The organism is Chitinophaga sp., from assembly GCF_036566945.1.
Lineage (GTDB): Bacteria > Bacteroidota > Bacteroidia > Chitinophagales > Chitinophagaceae > Chitinophaga.
Window position 1 is genome coordinate 1 of record NZ_DATCVJ010000370.1, and the last position, 14,075, is coordinate 14,075.

A 14,075-nucleotide genomic window follows, 5' to 3' on the forward strand; every position below is an offset into this window, starting at 1 on the left:
TTTTTGTTTTTGGAGATTACTTTATTTCTTACAAAAGTAATATCAACGGCTGTCGCCGGGATAGGACAAAAATGTAATTGTATAGGATTTATTTAAAATGATGTCTGAAGGCTTCCGGCGTATGTCCCGTATGTTTTTTAAAGAAACGGATAAAATAGGAAACATCTTCATACCCCAGCAGATCTGCTATCTGGCTGATTTGTCCGGAGGTGGCCAGCAGGTTTCTTTTGGCTTCGAGTATCATATATTCATTGATAGTTTCCGAGCAGGTTTTGCCGAGTGTTGTTTTGGTAATGGCATTGAGCTGATAGGTGGAAAGATGCAGCATATCTGCGTATTGCGCCACCTGTTTGTGTTCGGAAATATGTTTTTCCAGCAGTGCTAAAAACGATTCCAGTTGTTGGTATATATACAGGTTTCCATCGGGAGCTGGCTGACTATTATTTTTTCGTGTCAATTCGATAAAGAAGATCTGCATATTTGCTTTGATCACATCGACATATTGTGTTTGTTTGTCGGTATCTTCCTGAAAAATATCCTTCAGTATAGTCAGCAATTTTTGGAAGCTGACGGCATCCGGCGCATAATGAGCCGTACTCAATGTGCTGCGTAATATGTCGTGCGGCGCATAAAAGTCCTTGTTGAATTGCATCATGTATCCGGTACTACCGGCGGCCAGGGTGAGTTGGTGTACCTGGCCGGGACGCATAAAAAAAACAGTATGATTACTAATCGGGTAAGGGGTGAAATCTATTTCATGATGACCAGCTCCTTTTTTGAGTGCCAGTATATAGTAGAAGTCATGTCTGTGCAGTTCCTGCACCATGTCTTTTCCCGCAAGCATTGTATGGATGTCCTGAATGCCGAAGCTTTCAGTGGCATTCAGTTCTTTTTGTGTTGCATGAATGTGCCGGACGGGTATTTTTTTCATGTTAATTTATCAGGTAGTAACGTGCTGCCAAATGTAATTACATTTATCCGGGAGTCGTGAAAAAGAGGCCCCTGGGGGTAATACTCACGGCAGCAACGGCCCCTTACTCACTTCCACACCAGCCTTATACACCGCTGCAATTTTTCGTGTATTTTTTATATCCTGTGCTGGGTTGGCATCGAGGATCAACAAATCGGCTGTTTTACCTACGGCAATGCTGCCATAATGATCATTTATTTTCAAGGCTGTTGCCGCATTTTTAGTGGCGATGGTAATTGCCTGCAAAGGAGTAAGTCCTGCCTGTACCAGTAATTCCATTTCCAGGTGTTCGGAAAACCCTTGTGTGCGTACCGGCTGCGCGCCTGAATCGGTGCCTAGTGCCACCAATATACCGGCATCTGCTATGAGCTTCACATTTTTCAGGGCAGTTTCAAAAGCATGTACATTCCGTTGGTAGGAAGGACTGTTTTTTAAATTATCCTGGTAAGTAGAAGAAGTAATCATTTCATATACACCCGGTTCCAGTGATGCTTTGAAGAAAGGATCGTTGATCCAATCCGGCCTACGGGCATAGATATACGCATATTCATCGAGAGAAAGGGTAGGAATATAAATAGTTCCTTTGGCTTTCATTTGCTGCAGCAACGGGGCATCAATGGGCTGATCACGAATGCTGTGCGCGATGATATCGAGTCCGTTGTTAACGAGACGATGGGCATCACTCAGGTAATACAGGTGTGCTGCTACCCGTATATGATGCTGGTGCGCGCGGGTAATGATCGCCTTGTAAATGCTGCTGTCCATTTTAGGAGATGATCCGCCAAAATCATCTACCCACATTTTGATCACCGTGGGCCTGAGTGCCACCATGCTATCCAGCTCGCGGATGGCCTGTGCGGCCGTTGCCGGATGATAATTTTTTTTCATCGCAGGCGCCCCTTTGTAGGATGCAAACCCGTAGCCGGCAGAAAACAGGCGGGCGCCGGGTAATAAGCCGTTGGCGGCAGAGTCCCGTAGGCCGGTTTCAAAAATCATGGGCTCATCAGAACCCATCACCAGGATATTGGTCACACCATAGTCGGTGTATTTTTTCAACTGTGATAAGATATTTTCGCGGGTATAAGGATCGGTTTTATGATTAGTCCCCTGAATCATTCCAATGTGTACATGGCTGCTGATGAGGGCCGGCATCACGGTCTTCCCCTGACCATTGATGACGGAGGCGCCGCTGGCTGTCTGGCCTGGACCAATTTTAACAATGATGCCATCTTTAATGAGGACATCGGTATGCTCCACGGGCTTGCCACCATTGCCATCTATGAGGGTAATGTTTTTCAGCAGTATGGTTTTTACCGGCGGTGCTGGTTCGAAAGCGAGCAGGCAGGCAAGTGTGAGGAGGAGTAACGGGTAATTTTTCATAGTACTGTGATTCTGAACAGAAATTTAAGTAATTAGCAGAAGGGGAGCAAATGGAAATGGTTGAGTGGGGAATTTTTAAAAATAATAATATCTAAAATGAGTATTGATGTAAACGATGTCTACTGGCATGATTCCGAAATAAAAAACATTATTATCAACAGAGAAGATCCCGGAAATATAGACACCATACAATTTGAAGTTGACTGGTGGGAGAGTGGACGAAATGGCGCGCTTATTTTTGAGAACGTTTATTTTATTAAGATGGAACTGAATATGCGTATGCATGTTAGGGAGACGATGGATACGGTTGATATTGATAATAATGATGCCGACTTCATTAAACATCAGGAAATAGTTGGCGGCTATGAGGCTGGCACAAATTGTTATATGATGGAAATGCTGACAACAGGAAGCCGTATAAAAATAATTGCCGCCAGGATGATAGTGATTGACTGATTTTTCTGCGTTTGAAATAACTACCTTTTAACTCCCTGTAGCATGAAAATCCTCCAATACATCGTACTTTTTTTCTTTTTTGTTCTGCTTTGCTGCAAAGGATATCAGGCAATATACGAAGGCCCCGGCATTGATAAAACCGGCGTGCTGGTTATACTCCTGATAGCGTTAGTGCTATTGAAAAGGGGATGGATTTACTGGTGGCTGGGATTATTCCTGGTCAGCTACGGATTATATAATTTCTTATTTATCCGGATATGGGCGGCGGAGCCTACTGCGATGGAATTTACCTCATCGCTGAACTATTTTCTCTTCGGACGGAGAACGGGAAACTACGTACACCATATTATTGTCCTCATTCCATTTGTATTTTACCTGGTATCCTTGATATTACTGCTCACTAAGGCGGGAAGAAAATACTATTTCAACACGGTGAAAAGCTGACGCAAATCCCTTCGCGTCAGCCTTTCCTGCATCATTGCTGAATCTCTCCCGGAATCACTTCCACCACTACCTTTCTTCCTCCCCGCAACACTTCCACAGCGATCCTTTTTCCAATCTGTTTATCAGACAGCAGGAGGTGAAGATCATCTACAGAAGCGACTGGTTTGTTATCGAAGGCGATGATAATATCGCCGATATGTAGTTCGGTGTTGTAGAAGTTTCCGTCTGGTACTGTTTCATACACATATACCCCGGTTTGGACGGATAATTTGTTGGCGGCAATCATGCGGCTGCTGAGGTTTACCGGATGTGCGGCGATGCCCATTTGTGCTCTTCTGATTTTGCCGTGCAGGATGAGTTGTCCTGCGATCTGGGCGGCCAGATTAGAGGAGATGGCGAAGCAGAGCCCCTGTGCGGAGGCGATGACGGCGGTGTTTACACCAATGACCTGTCCCATGGAATTGACCAGCGGACCGCCGCTGTTGCCCGGATTGAGGGCGGCATCGGTTTGTATCACATTGTCTATCAGCCGGCCGTTGCTGGCGCGCAGGGTACGTCCCAATGCGCTCACTACGCCGGCGGTGACGGTATACTGCAGCCCCATAGGGTTGCCGATAGCGATGGCGATCTGGCCTACCTGCAGGGTAGATGAATCGGCTAATGGCATTGCTTTAAGCCCCGTTTCATCAATTTTCAGTACGGCAATATCTGTGGAAGGGTCGGCGCCTTTAATTTCTGCGCTGACTTTCCTGCCATCAACAAAAGATACTTTAATGCTTTCAGCATTTTCTACCACGTGGTTGTTGGTAATGATGAAGCCATCAGAAGAGATGATGAAGCCGGAGCCGGTACCTGCCTGCGTGCGCCTTTCCCGCGTACGCTGGTCGCTTACCTTTTTCTGTACTTCTATATGTACCACTGATTCAGCAACAGTACCCACTACACCGGTAACGGTCTGGGAATAGGCATCTAATAAACTCCTATCGTTCGACGCCTGATGCGTTAGAAATGAAATTGAGTTATCCATAATGATCTGTGCGCTCAAATTTATTTCCAGAATACCGCAGATGCCGTTTTGGCATTCATTACGGCGGTTTCATGTCATCTTGCTAATAACTCCCCGCTAAAAATCATAATTATTTAGCTATTTTGACGGTCAATGTTTTTCGTCTAATAAGGGTCTATGCCAGGAACTGATTTACAGGCAATGTGGGATGCTGTTTACATAGCGGACGATCAGCAGTCGTTCCGGAAGTTGTTTAATCATTTTTACACCGGATTAGTGCGTTTTGCAACAGACCTGTCTATCAACAGAGAGGCCGCAGAAGAAATCGTGTCGGATGTTTTTGTGCAGCTCTGGAAAAACAGGAACAATGGGAAACCCATCTCACATGTGAAGACCTATTTATTCACTGCTGTACGTAACCGCTGCTATAATTATCACCGTGACCATTTCAAGCACTTCTGGCTGGAGCTGGAAGAGGAGAACGCTCCGCCGACTACTGATGTACACCCGCAGCTGGAATGGAAAGAAATGCAACTTTGGTTAGACAAAGCCATCGCCACGCTGTCGCCCCAGGGCCGCGCCGTTTTCCGCCTGGTCCGGGAGGAAGGATTTACCTATAAAGAAGTCGCCGCCATCCTCGAAATTTCCCCACGTACCGTAGAAACCCAACTGGTAAGGGCTACCAGCCGCCTGCGACAGGCATTGCAGCAGTATGCCAGCGGCTTCGGCCAGAAGATTCCCACCCGCTGAAAAAATATTTTTTGTTACTGTAAGTAATCCCTTTCGTTTTAGTGTCTCTCCCCATAGGGCACATTTGTTCGTTTAAACAACTCATACATGAACAGTCACCGGCTGGATGAATTAATGACCGCTAAACTGAATGGCACGCTGGACGATGCGGGTTTGCAGGAATTGACGGAATTGCTGGAACAGCACCCGGAATGGGCGCAGGAACTTGTGATGCTGGAACAATACTGGAAGGCCGTTCCCATGGAGGAGGCGCCTGCCGATACCGTTTTTAGTGAGATGATGGCCAAAGCGGCGCTTCCGGAAGTCAGGAGTGGCAAAGTCGTTCCGTTCCGGCACGACTGGTGGAAATGGCTGGCTGCTGCAGTAGTAATAGGGATGTTGTGTAATCTCGGTCTCCACTTGCTGCCGGGTGACCGGGCAAAGCCAATGGAAGGACAAGTGGTGCAAACCCACAATGGAGAACGGAAGCAATTACGCCTGAGCGATGGCAGTATTGTGCACCTGAATGCATCCAGTCGCCTTACACTCGACCTGAATGAAGGTAGCCGGGAAATATGGCTGGAAGGAGAAGCTTACTTTGAAGTAGCCAAAGATCCGATGCGTCCTTTTGTTGTACATGCGGCTACTATGAATATCCATGCGCTGGGCACTTCCTTTAACGTGAAAGCATATCCGGATGATCACCGCTATGAAACTACCTTGCTGGAAGGCGCCGTGGAAGTATATCTCAATAAAACGCCATCGCATAAAATACGCTTACGGCCCTACGAAAAAGTAGCGTACGATAACAACACTGCGTTGGTATCTCCCGGAAAAAAACTCGATATAAAACCGGTTATTTCAAAAGTGGTGCTGGCAAAGGCAACCGCGCTCCCAACGATAGACAGTACCATTTCCGAAACTGCCTGGGTGAGCAACCGGCTGCAATTTGAAACGCTGAACTTTGAACAACTCGCTACCATGCTGGAACGCTGGTATGGGGTGAAAATTATATTCCGCAATGATCAGGTAAAGAAATATGTATTCAGTGGCTCCTTCGCGTCAGAAACGGTTACCCAGGCGCTGCAGGCATTGCAGCTGACGGAGGACTTCCACTTCGATGTCAACGGCACGCAAATCATCATTTATTAAGCACACGTTCACTTAAAAACCATTTATGAAAATCTAGCAATCACATCACAGTTCAATGAAAAAAGCACAGGAAATGCTACTAACATTTCCTGTGTGAAGGTTAATCAGCAACGCGCCAGCTCCTTTGGACGGGATGGCAGGGCATTGCTATTGTATCACCTATTATCACAAATTTATGGAAAAAGTCAACCAATCGGATGCATGCCGGCGAAGAACGGCTATGCTCAAGCATTTGATCATTATGAAGCTATCATTCTTTATTGTCCTGCTTTCCTGTATGCAGGTGGCTGCCACGGGGTATTCCCAGAAGCACATCAGCCTGAACATGAAAGATACAGAGATCAAAAAAGTACTGGACCGCATCGCGGGGCAGTCCGATGTACGCTTTCTGTACAGTAACCGCAAAGTAGATCTGCAGCAACGGGTAAGCATCAACGCCCGCGAAGAATCCCTGCAGAGCGTATTGGACAAAGTCCTCAGCGGTACCGGGTTTACCTATAAAGAGCTGGAAGGCCACCTGGTGGTGATCCTCCCGGAGAATACCGCCTGGGAAAATATAAAGATAAAAGGCCACATCACCGATGCCAATGACCACGGGCCCCTGCCAGGCGTAACGGTGCAGGTAAAGGGCACAGCGATCGGCACCCTCACCGATGAAAAAGGTAATTTCTCCCTCGACGCCCCTTCCGGTGGTACCTTGTTATTTCGCTATGTAGGCTATGAACCCCTGGAACTACCCGTGAAAGCCAGCATGGACGTACAGCTGAAAAAATCATCCAGCGCATTAACGGAAGTCGTGGTGATCGGGTATGGCGTTACCCAGAAAAAAGACCTCACGGGTTCTATTGTGAGCGTTACTCCGAAAGAATTTAATAAAGGCATTATCAGCAACCCCGTGCAGGTATTGCAAGGTAAGGTGGCCGGCCTGGTCATCAGTAAACCCGGTGGTAATCCCAACGGTAAAGTGAGCATCAGCCTGAGAGGCGCGTCCTCCCTATCTGCCAGCAGCCAGCCACTCTTCGTGGTGGATGGTATTCCCGGCATCGATATCAATGCCGTGCCACCGGATGATATTGTGACCATTGATGTATTGAAAGATGCATCCGCAGCGGCCATCTATGGCTCCCGGGGCGCCAATGGCGTTATCATCGTTACTACCCGCCGCGGCAGGGAAGGTGCGCCACAGGTATCCTACAGCGGTTATATAGGGATGGAGAAGATGTCCAACACCTACGATGTGCTGAACGCATCAGACTACCGCAAATACCTGAAAGATAATAACATTGACGCGGCCGCATTCGACCTGGGCGCTGCCACCAACTGGCAGAAAGCCATTACTCACACGGGTATCAGCCATAGCCATAATCTTTCTATGAGTGGCGGAAAAGACAATACCCGCTACAGTGCTTCTGTCAACTATCTCAACAACGAAGGCGTGGTACTCAACTCCGGCCTGGAACGCATCATCGGCCGCATTACCCTGGACCAGGGCGTATTCGATAACCGGCTCCGGCTGGGCCTTTCCATGAACTACGTAGGAGAGAAGAATAAATATATAGGCACAGACCCCGATGGCAACGGCGACAACCGCATCTGGGAACAGGCCATCGCCTATAATCCTACGGCCCCTATCTATAATGCCGATGGCAGTTACTTTGAAAAACTCGATATCAACGATAACTATAACCCGGTAGCACTGGCCAATCAGATCAATCATCAGCGGGCCCTGAACCGGTTTATTGGTTCTGCTAAAGCCACTTATGATATTACCAGCCACCTCACCTACGACCTGTTACTCGGACTGGAACGTGCTTCCAGCGACCGCGGTCTGTATTATTCCAAAGAATCACCGGTAACAGAAGGCGCCGGCAGCAACGGTACTGCTACCCGCGCTTCTAAAACCTGGGATAACAAAACACTCGAAACCTATTTTACCTATAGTCAGCAATGGCAGAAAAATGTGTTGAAGGTAACCGCGGGTTACTCTTATCAGAATTTCTTCCAGAATAGCATGTCGGCCGGCAACACACAGTTTGTATCCGACATCTTCAGCTATAATAACCTGGGCGCTGGTCAGGGCGATCAGCCTGCCGTTGCTTCCGGCGCAGAAGAAAACTCGCTCGTATCTTTTATTGGCCGCGTATTTTATAGCTACAACGATAAATACCTGCTCACCGGTACGGTGCGCAGAGATGGATCTACCCGTTTTGGTAAAGATAAAAAATGGGGAACGTTTCCTTCTGCCTCGCTCGCATGGCGTATTACACAGGAACCCTTTCTGCAAAACAGCTCCTGGCTGCAGGACCTGAAATTTCGTGTAGGCTATGGCGTTACTGGTAACCAGGAAATTCAGAATTATAAGTCCCCACTCACTTACAGCCCCGGTGGTAAAGTATTGGACAATGGCCGCTGGGTGACTTCCTACCAGATCGGACAAAACGAAAATCCAAATCTGCGCTGGGAATCTGCCGCACAATTTAATGCTGGTTTTGATTTTACCATGTTTAAAGGAAGACTCACCGGAACACTGGAATACTATAATAAGCGCACCAAAGACCTGCTCTTTAATTACAACGTGCCTTCGCCGCCTTACCTGTTTCCATCGATGCTGGCAAACGTAGGTAAGATCAGCAACAAAGGGATAGAGCTGTCGCTGAGTGGCGGTATCATTGAACACAAAGACTTTAGCTGGAATGCGGCTTTCAATATTTCCCGCAACTACAACGAAATCCTTTCCATCGCCAACGATCAGTTCAAGAGCGATGCGATTTATGATGGTACGGTAGGTGCCCGTGGTTTAACGGCTGTGCAGATTGTAAAAGTTGTACCGGGCTATTCTATCGGTACGTTTTATATTCCGCATTATACCGGTGTAGATGCCAATGGCAATCAGCAATTCGAAGACCTCGACGGCAGCGGTACATTCGACTTCCGCAGCGACAGCCGCGTGGCGGGTAACGGGTTGCCTAAATACCAGGCAGGATTATCGAATACCTTCCGGTATAAGAATTTTGATCTCAACTTTTTATTGCGCAGTCTCTTTGGCTACCAGATCTTCAATGCCACCGACCTGGTGCTGAGCGATCGTTTCAGCCGTTTGCCCGGTCGTAATGCCATGGCTAAGTACGCCGACAGTAATATCAAAGGCACCTATGTATCCGACCGGTTTATTGAAAATGGGGCTTTCCTGCGCCTGGACAATTTCTCGGTGGGCTACAGCATTCCGGCTGCCAACAGTAAACTGTTTGCCAATCCACGGGTATATATTTCCGGACAAAACCTGTTTGTGATCACGAAATATTCCGGTCTTGATCCGGAACTGCCTATAGACGGCCTCGCGCCGGGTATTGATAACCGTAACGTATATCCGAAAACACGCTCTTTTGCACTGGGCTTTACGGTCAACTTTAAATAAAAACGATCCACATGAAAGCAACCTTTCTTAAATATACATTGCTGGCCGGAATGACCATTTCCGTGTTCAGCTGCACCAAACTCGACGAAACATTTTACGATCGCGGTACAGACGATAACTTCCTCAAAACAGAAGATGAGCTGAACGCCTTTGCCAACGGCGCATACGCCAAACTGCGCAACTACCGCGACAGCTACTGGAAAATGAATGAGGTAACCACCGATGAAACCACCGTGCCTTCCCGCGGAGCCGACTGGAACGAAGGCGGTTTGTGGCGCGTGTTGATCAGCCATGAATTTCCTATCACACACCAGTACATCAATGACATGTGGAATTTCATTTACCGCGATGGCGTAAACCCGGTAAATGCGATCCTGCAAAAGCTGGAAAGCTCTGATGTGGTGCTGCCTACCAAAGATCAGATCATTGCGCAAATGAAGGTATTACGTGCGTTTCACTATTACCTGGCCATGGATGCATTTGGTAATATTCCCATCGTGACATCTTTTGAACAAACGGAGCCACCAAAGAATACACCGCGTGCGGAAGCATTTGCTTTTATAGAAAAGGAAATCAAAGATAATATCAATGGATTACCTGCTGCGCTCAATACAAAAAACTACGGCAAAGTGACCAAGGGTATGGCTTTCATGCTGCTGGCAAAATTGTATGTGAATGCGGAAGTATATACTGGCACTCCACGCTGGGCAGATTGTATTCGTATGTGCGACTCCGTTAGTAGCATGGGGTATCAGCTGGAACCTGATTATTTCACGAATTTTTCTACCAAAAATGAAAATTCAAAAGAGAATATTTTTGTGGTGCCCTACGATGCCATCAATGCAAAAGGCATGATGTTGCATTATCTGACGCTGCATTACAACAGTCGCTACACTTATGGCTTGCCCAGCTCGCCGTGGAATGGCTGGTGTACCTTGAAAGACTTCTACGAAGCCTATGAAGATACAGATCACCGCAAAACCATGTTCCTGGAAGGACAACAGTATTCGCAGGATGGTGTGCCGTTGAAAACAGAACAGGGCGCGCCGCTTATCTTTTCCCGTACCATTGGGGATCTGGCCAACGCTACACAAACCGAAGGGGTGCGCATCGTAAAATATGAGATCGAAAAAAATACACCTTATTCCGATCAGGATAATGACCTCGTTATTTTCCGTTATGCAGATGCATTGATGCTGAAAGCAGAATGCCTGTTACGTTTAGGGCAGGCGGGAACCGCGCTGCCGCTGGTGAACCAGGTACGGGGCCGTAATTTTGAATCAGGTAATCCACTCACCGCCCTCACACTGGACAACCTCCTCGCAGAGCGTGGCCGCGAATTTATCTGGGAAGGATGCCGCCGTCAGGATCTGATCCGCTTCGGTAAATGGAATAGCACCTGGCAGTTTCATCCGGCCGATCAGCCTTTCCGGCAGTTGTTTCCCATACCGCAAGCCCAGTTGGATGCCAATCCCAATCTGGTGCAGAACGGAGGGTATAAATAATTAAAAGGATCATCCAATAAAAAAAGTAGCGCCCTCGATATGGAGAGCGCTACTTTTTTTATTGAACTATTTCCACCTGTTTAAGGCCGGGGCGCCTCAGTTCTTACTTCCCCGCGATCGTGGCACCAATGCCCGTTGCCACGGGAAAAAGCCATTCGCATAAATAGTACATTGCTAATGATGAATAGCACAATTACCAGTATAGTGGCTACTTTGGTAATAGTGCGTAACGCCGGTTTTTTCGAAAAGCCGCCAAAAACATGCCCGATAATAAACACCATACATGCCACAAAAAAAATGCGCAGTAAGATGATAAACACGAATCCCATGATCTGCTGATTTAAAGGTTATTTGATTTTACTTAACAGCTGCTGGTCTTCCGGCTTGCCCCAGTGCGGATTTACACCGGTAGCCGGGGAGGCCAGGTACTGCAGACTTTGCGTAGCCAGTTGTTTGGCCAGCTCCTTATCGCCGCCCCACATTTTAGGCGTATAATATTTCACCCAGGCAAGGAAATACAACGCCCGTGGATTTTGTGCATCCAGTGACCGCGCTGCTTTCAATGCCTGATCCGACGCCATGCCATACTTACGGCCGTAAGTCATCGGGTTAATGAACACTTTGGTACGATATACCATACTCAGTACGGTATATGCTTCAGCGGCTTCTTTTTTCTGCTTTGTGCTATCTAATAATGCCAGTGCTTTTTTTGCCTGCTCTTCGCCGCGGTTGGCATAGGATTCTATCCTGTCGCCATCATCCTGGAGGAGAAAGCCAATTTTTGCATTGCATAAAGCCGCGTAGTAGGGCGGTAGCCAGGCCGGTTGTTCATTGATGCTGAGAAATGTTTTTTCCAATGCTTCGTAATCTTTTACGGTTTGTGCCTGGTCTAGTTTAGTAACGGCCTGCTGCAGATTGTTTGATTGTGAAAACCCGCTATAGGTCATTAATACAACAGACAGGCAAAGGAGTAGTTTTTTCATTTTTTTATGTTTTATAAATTGTTATTAAGAAAGTCGTCGGTACGATCTATACCAAAACTCATGAATATGCCAACAAAGAAATTTCGTGTAGCCGGGAGCGTTGCCGGTTGTTTGTTTAGTCCGTTATAGGAGTAATTGTAGCCGAATACCTGTCGGGTTCCTGCCACATTGTTAATGCCCATGGCTACGCCGGAAAAGTCTTTCCATTTTTTATTTTTTAAGAAGGAACACAGATAGGCAATATGCAGGTTGACCGCATTATACGCTTTGGTATTGCCCTGATCGGTGATGCCGTTATAACCAATGTTATAGTAAGGTCTGCCGGCCGCCATGGCCCAGGAAATGTTCACGCTGGTGTTGATGTCCTGGAAAAATTTTTTGATGGCCACCGTGGTTGTATGCGGCGCTGCAAATGATGGCCGCAGCGCATAAGGATAATTCAGAAAGTCGCGTTTGGTATCGAGATAGGTGTAAGTGATCCAGTAGTCCAGGTTTTTAATACTCTTCTTATCCCGCCAGAAAAGTTCTATTCCCTGCGCATAGCCGTTACCGTTATTCGCCAATACGGGGACTGTTTTTATCAGGTCCTTGTATTGTTTGTAGTATACTTCCGCCCGAAAGAAGCGATTGTTGGCTTTACGGGTATAGTTCAGCACATAATGGGTGGCACTGGAAAATGTTAGCGGAGGAGACTGGTAAAGAAAGTCGTTGGCCGGCTCCTGGTAAAAGATACCATAGGCCAGGTTAAACTGGCTGCCATCGGGCAACCGGTACGCCAGACTGATACGCGGCGCTATTACCAATTTACGCAACACGGAAGCGTATTCCATGCGGAGCCCGGCTTTGGCGGCAATGTTATCTGCGAGGTAAATATCGCCTTCGGCAAAAACGGCGGTCAGCTGATCTGTTAGCCGGATGATACTGTCATTGGACCTGCCATAGTCATGGGTGTAAAACTGCTCTGCACCAAAGCGCAGCGCCTGCCCCTGCGAAAAGAAATGTGTTAATACGATACGGGCCTGCGCAAAGTTGGAGTTGATATTCCGTTGCCCCGTTTTATAACTATAAGGGATATACGGAATCATCACGGGGTTGCCTTTCTCGTTGCTCAGCTGCCGCCGGGTTTCCTGCCGGTTGTAGCTGTATGCGGCGCCCATTTCTATTTTCCAGTTATCATTCAGGTAGCTGCGGAAACTAAGGTTATTATAGCTGTTCCATCCTTTTACCTGGTAGCCGGATTTTAAAGCAGGACTGTCGATATCCGGATTGTTCATGCCTACGTCGCTGCGTCCCCAGTCACTATAGAACTTCAGCATGCCGGTTTTGCCGGTTTTGATCCTGAAGTTAATATTGCCATCGAGATACATGGGACCACTGAAGTAATCCGGCTTTTGTGGTACAATGTTGTTGTACAACGACTGGTTACTGTAACCCATATTCACCCCATAGCTGCTACGGTTATTTTTCGCCAGGTGTTGCATACCTGCGCCGAGATTGGCTGGAAAGAGGTAGCCACTGGCGGATGTTTTCTCCGGTAAGTCTACGCTTTCCAGGATCAGGGCGCTGCTCATAGCTGATCCATATAAAGCAGAGTAGCCGCCGGAGCTGAACAGGATGCCTTTAAACAAAAAGGGATTCAATCGGGCCGGCTGTGGCACGCCTGGCACCGCAGGGTAGTTAGGGGTGCGCAATAAGGTGCCGTCAATGAATTGTTTGGTTTCATCGCTGGTGCCGCCGCGCACAAAGAGTCCTTCCGTTTCACCGATCTGCTGCGCCCCTGGCAGGGAGCGCAGCGCCTGACTGATGTCGCCGCCACTGCCGGCTACCGTAACCGCGTCGATAGGAGTGAGGGATGCCCCTTTGGCCCGGTCGCTGGCTTCAAAGGAACCCGCACTGACCACTACCTCGCGAAGTGAACGTTTGCTTTTGATGGCGGTATCAGCTACAGCAGGTGGCAACGGCAGGGTAGTCGTATCTGCTGCAGGTTTGACAGTCGTATCTCTGGTCGCTGGTGTGGTTTGCGCAGCGGCGGTAA

Annotated in this window: 12 protein-coding genes; 6 read left to right on the forward strand and 6 right to left on the reverse strand. The window is 47.7% G+C overall.

Going from position 1 to position 14,075, the window contains the following annotated elements; all coding sequences use genetic code 11:
• Positions 1 to 88 precede the first annotated feature (88 nt).
• A complete protein-coding gene (locus VIP81_RS10860; RefSeq protein WP_331959790.1) occupies positions 89 to 931 on the reverse strand; it encodes an AraC family transcriptional regulator in 843 nt (280 codons plus the stop codon).
• Between the two features lie 84 nt (positions 932 to 1,015).
• Positions 1,016 to 2,350 (reverse strand): amidohydrolase family protein, encoded by a 1,335-nt coding sequence (locus VIP81_RS10865; protein ID WP_331959793.1) that lies wholly within the window; start codon positions 2,348 to 2,350, stop codon positions 1,016 to 1,018.
• A gap of 96 nt (positions 2,351 to 2,446) precedes the next feature.
• On the opposite strand from VIP81_RS10865, the gene VIP81_RS10870 reads away from it, so the two are divergent.
• Both VIP81_RS10870 and VIP81_RS10875 read left to right on the forward strand, forming a co-directional pair.
• The gene (locus VIP81_RS10870; protein WP_331959796.1) at positions 2,447 to 2,806 is read left to right on the forward strand and encodes a hypothetical protein; all 360 of its coding nucleotides are present in this window, start codon (positions 2,447 to 2,449) and stop codon (positions 2,804 to 2,806) included.
• A 42-nt stretch (positions 2,807 to 2,848) separates the two neighbouring features.
• The gene (locus tag VIP81_RS10875) at positions 2,849 to 3,250 is read left to right on the forward strand and encodes a hypothetical protein (RefSeq protein ID WP_331959799.1); all 402 of its coding nucleotides are present in this window, start codon (positions 2,849 to 2,851) and stop codon (positions 3,248 to 3,250) included.
• A 31-nt stretch (positions 3,251 to 3,281) separates the two neighbouring features.
• Here the strand turns inward: VIP81_RS10875 and VIP81_RS10880 are convergent, their stop codons facing one another.
• Positions 3,282 to 4,277 (reverse strand): S1C family serine protease, encoded by a 996-nt coding sequence (locus VIP81_RS10880; RefSeq protein ID WP_331959802.1) that lies wholly within the window; start codon positions 4,275 to 4,277, stop codon positions 3,282 to 3,284.
• A gap of 156 nt (positions 4,278 to 4,433) precedes the next feature.
• On the opposite strand from VIP81_RS10880, the gene VIP81_RS10885 reads away from it, so the two are divergent.
• From VIP81_RS10885 to VIP81_RS10900, 4 genes are all read left to right on the forward strand, one after another.
• Positions 4,434 to 5,006, forward strand: coding sequence for an RNA polymerase sigma-70 factor (locus VIP81_RS10885; protein WP_331959805.1), 573 nt, complete (start codon positions 4,434 to 4,436; stop codon positions 5,004 to 5,006).
• An 87-nt stretch (positions 5,007 to 5,093) separates the two neighbouring features.
• A complete protein-coding gene (locus VIP81_RS10890) occupies positions 5,094 to 6,137 on the forward strand; it encodes a FecR family protein (protein WP_331959808.1) in 1,044 nt (347 codons plus the stop codon).
• Positions 6,138 to 6,378: 241 nt separating this feature from the next.
• Positions 6,379 to 9,552 (forward strand): TonB-dependent receptor, encoded by a 3,174-nt coding sequence (locus VIP81_RS10895; RefSeq protein ID WP_331959811.1) that lies wholly within the window; start codon positions 6,379 to 6,381, stop codon positions 9,550 to 9,552.
• 11 nt (positions 9,553 to 9,563) lie between these two features.
• Complete coding sequence (locus VIP81_RS10900; RefSeq protein WP_331959814.1) at positions 9,564 to 11,057, forward strand: RagB/SusD family nutrient uptake outer membrane protein; 1,494 nt, start codon at positions 9,564 to 9,566, stop codon at positions 11,055 to 11,057.
• Between the two features lie 80 nt (positions 11,058 to 11,137).
• Here VIP81_RS10900 and VIP81_RS10905 read toward each other — a convergent pair whose 3' ends face one another.
• From VIP81_RS10905 to VIP81_RS10915, 3 genes are all read right to left on the reverse strand, one after another.
• A complete protein-coding gene (locus VIP81_RS10905; protein WP_331959817.1) occupies positions 11,138 to 11,386 on the reverse strand; it encodes a hypothetical protein in 249 nt (82 codons plus the stop codon).
• An 18-nt stretch (positions 11,387 to 11,404) separates the two neighbouring features.
• Positions 11,405 to 12,040: a hypothetical protein gene (locus tag VIP81_RS10910; RefSeq protein WP_331959820.1), complete on the reverse strand. Its 636-nt coding sequence runs from the start codon at positions 12,038 to 12,040 to the stop codon at positions 11,405 to 11,407.
• Between the two features lie 11 nt (positions 12,041 to 12,051).
• The coding region (locus VIP81_RS10915) for a TonB-dependent receptor (RefSeq protein ID WP_331959823.1) at positions 12,052 to 14,075 on the reverse strand (2,024 nt) is incomplete at its 5' end.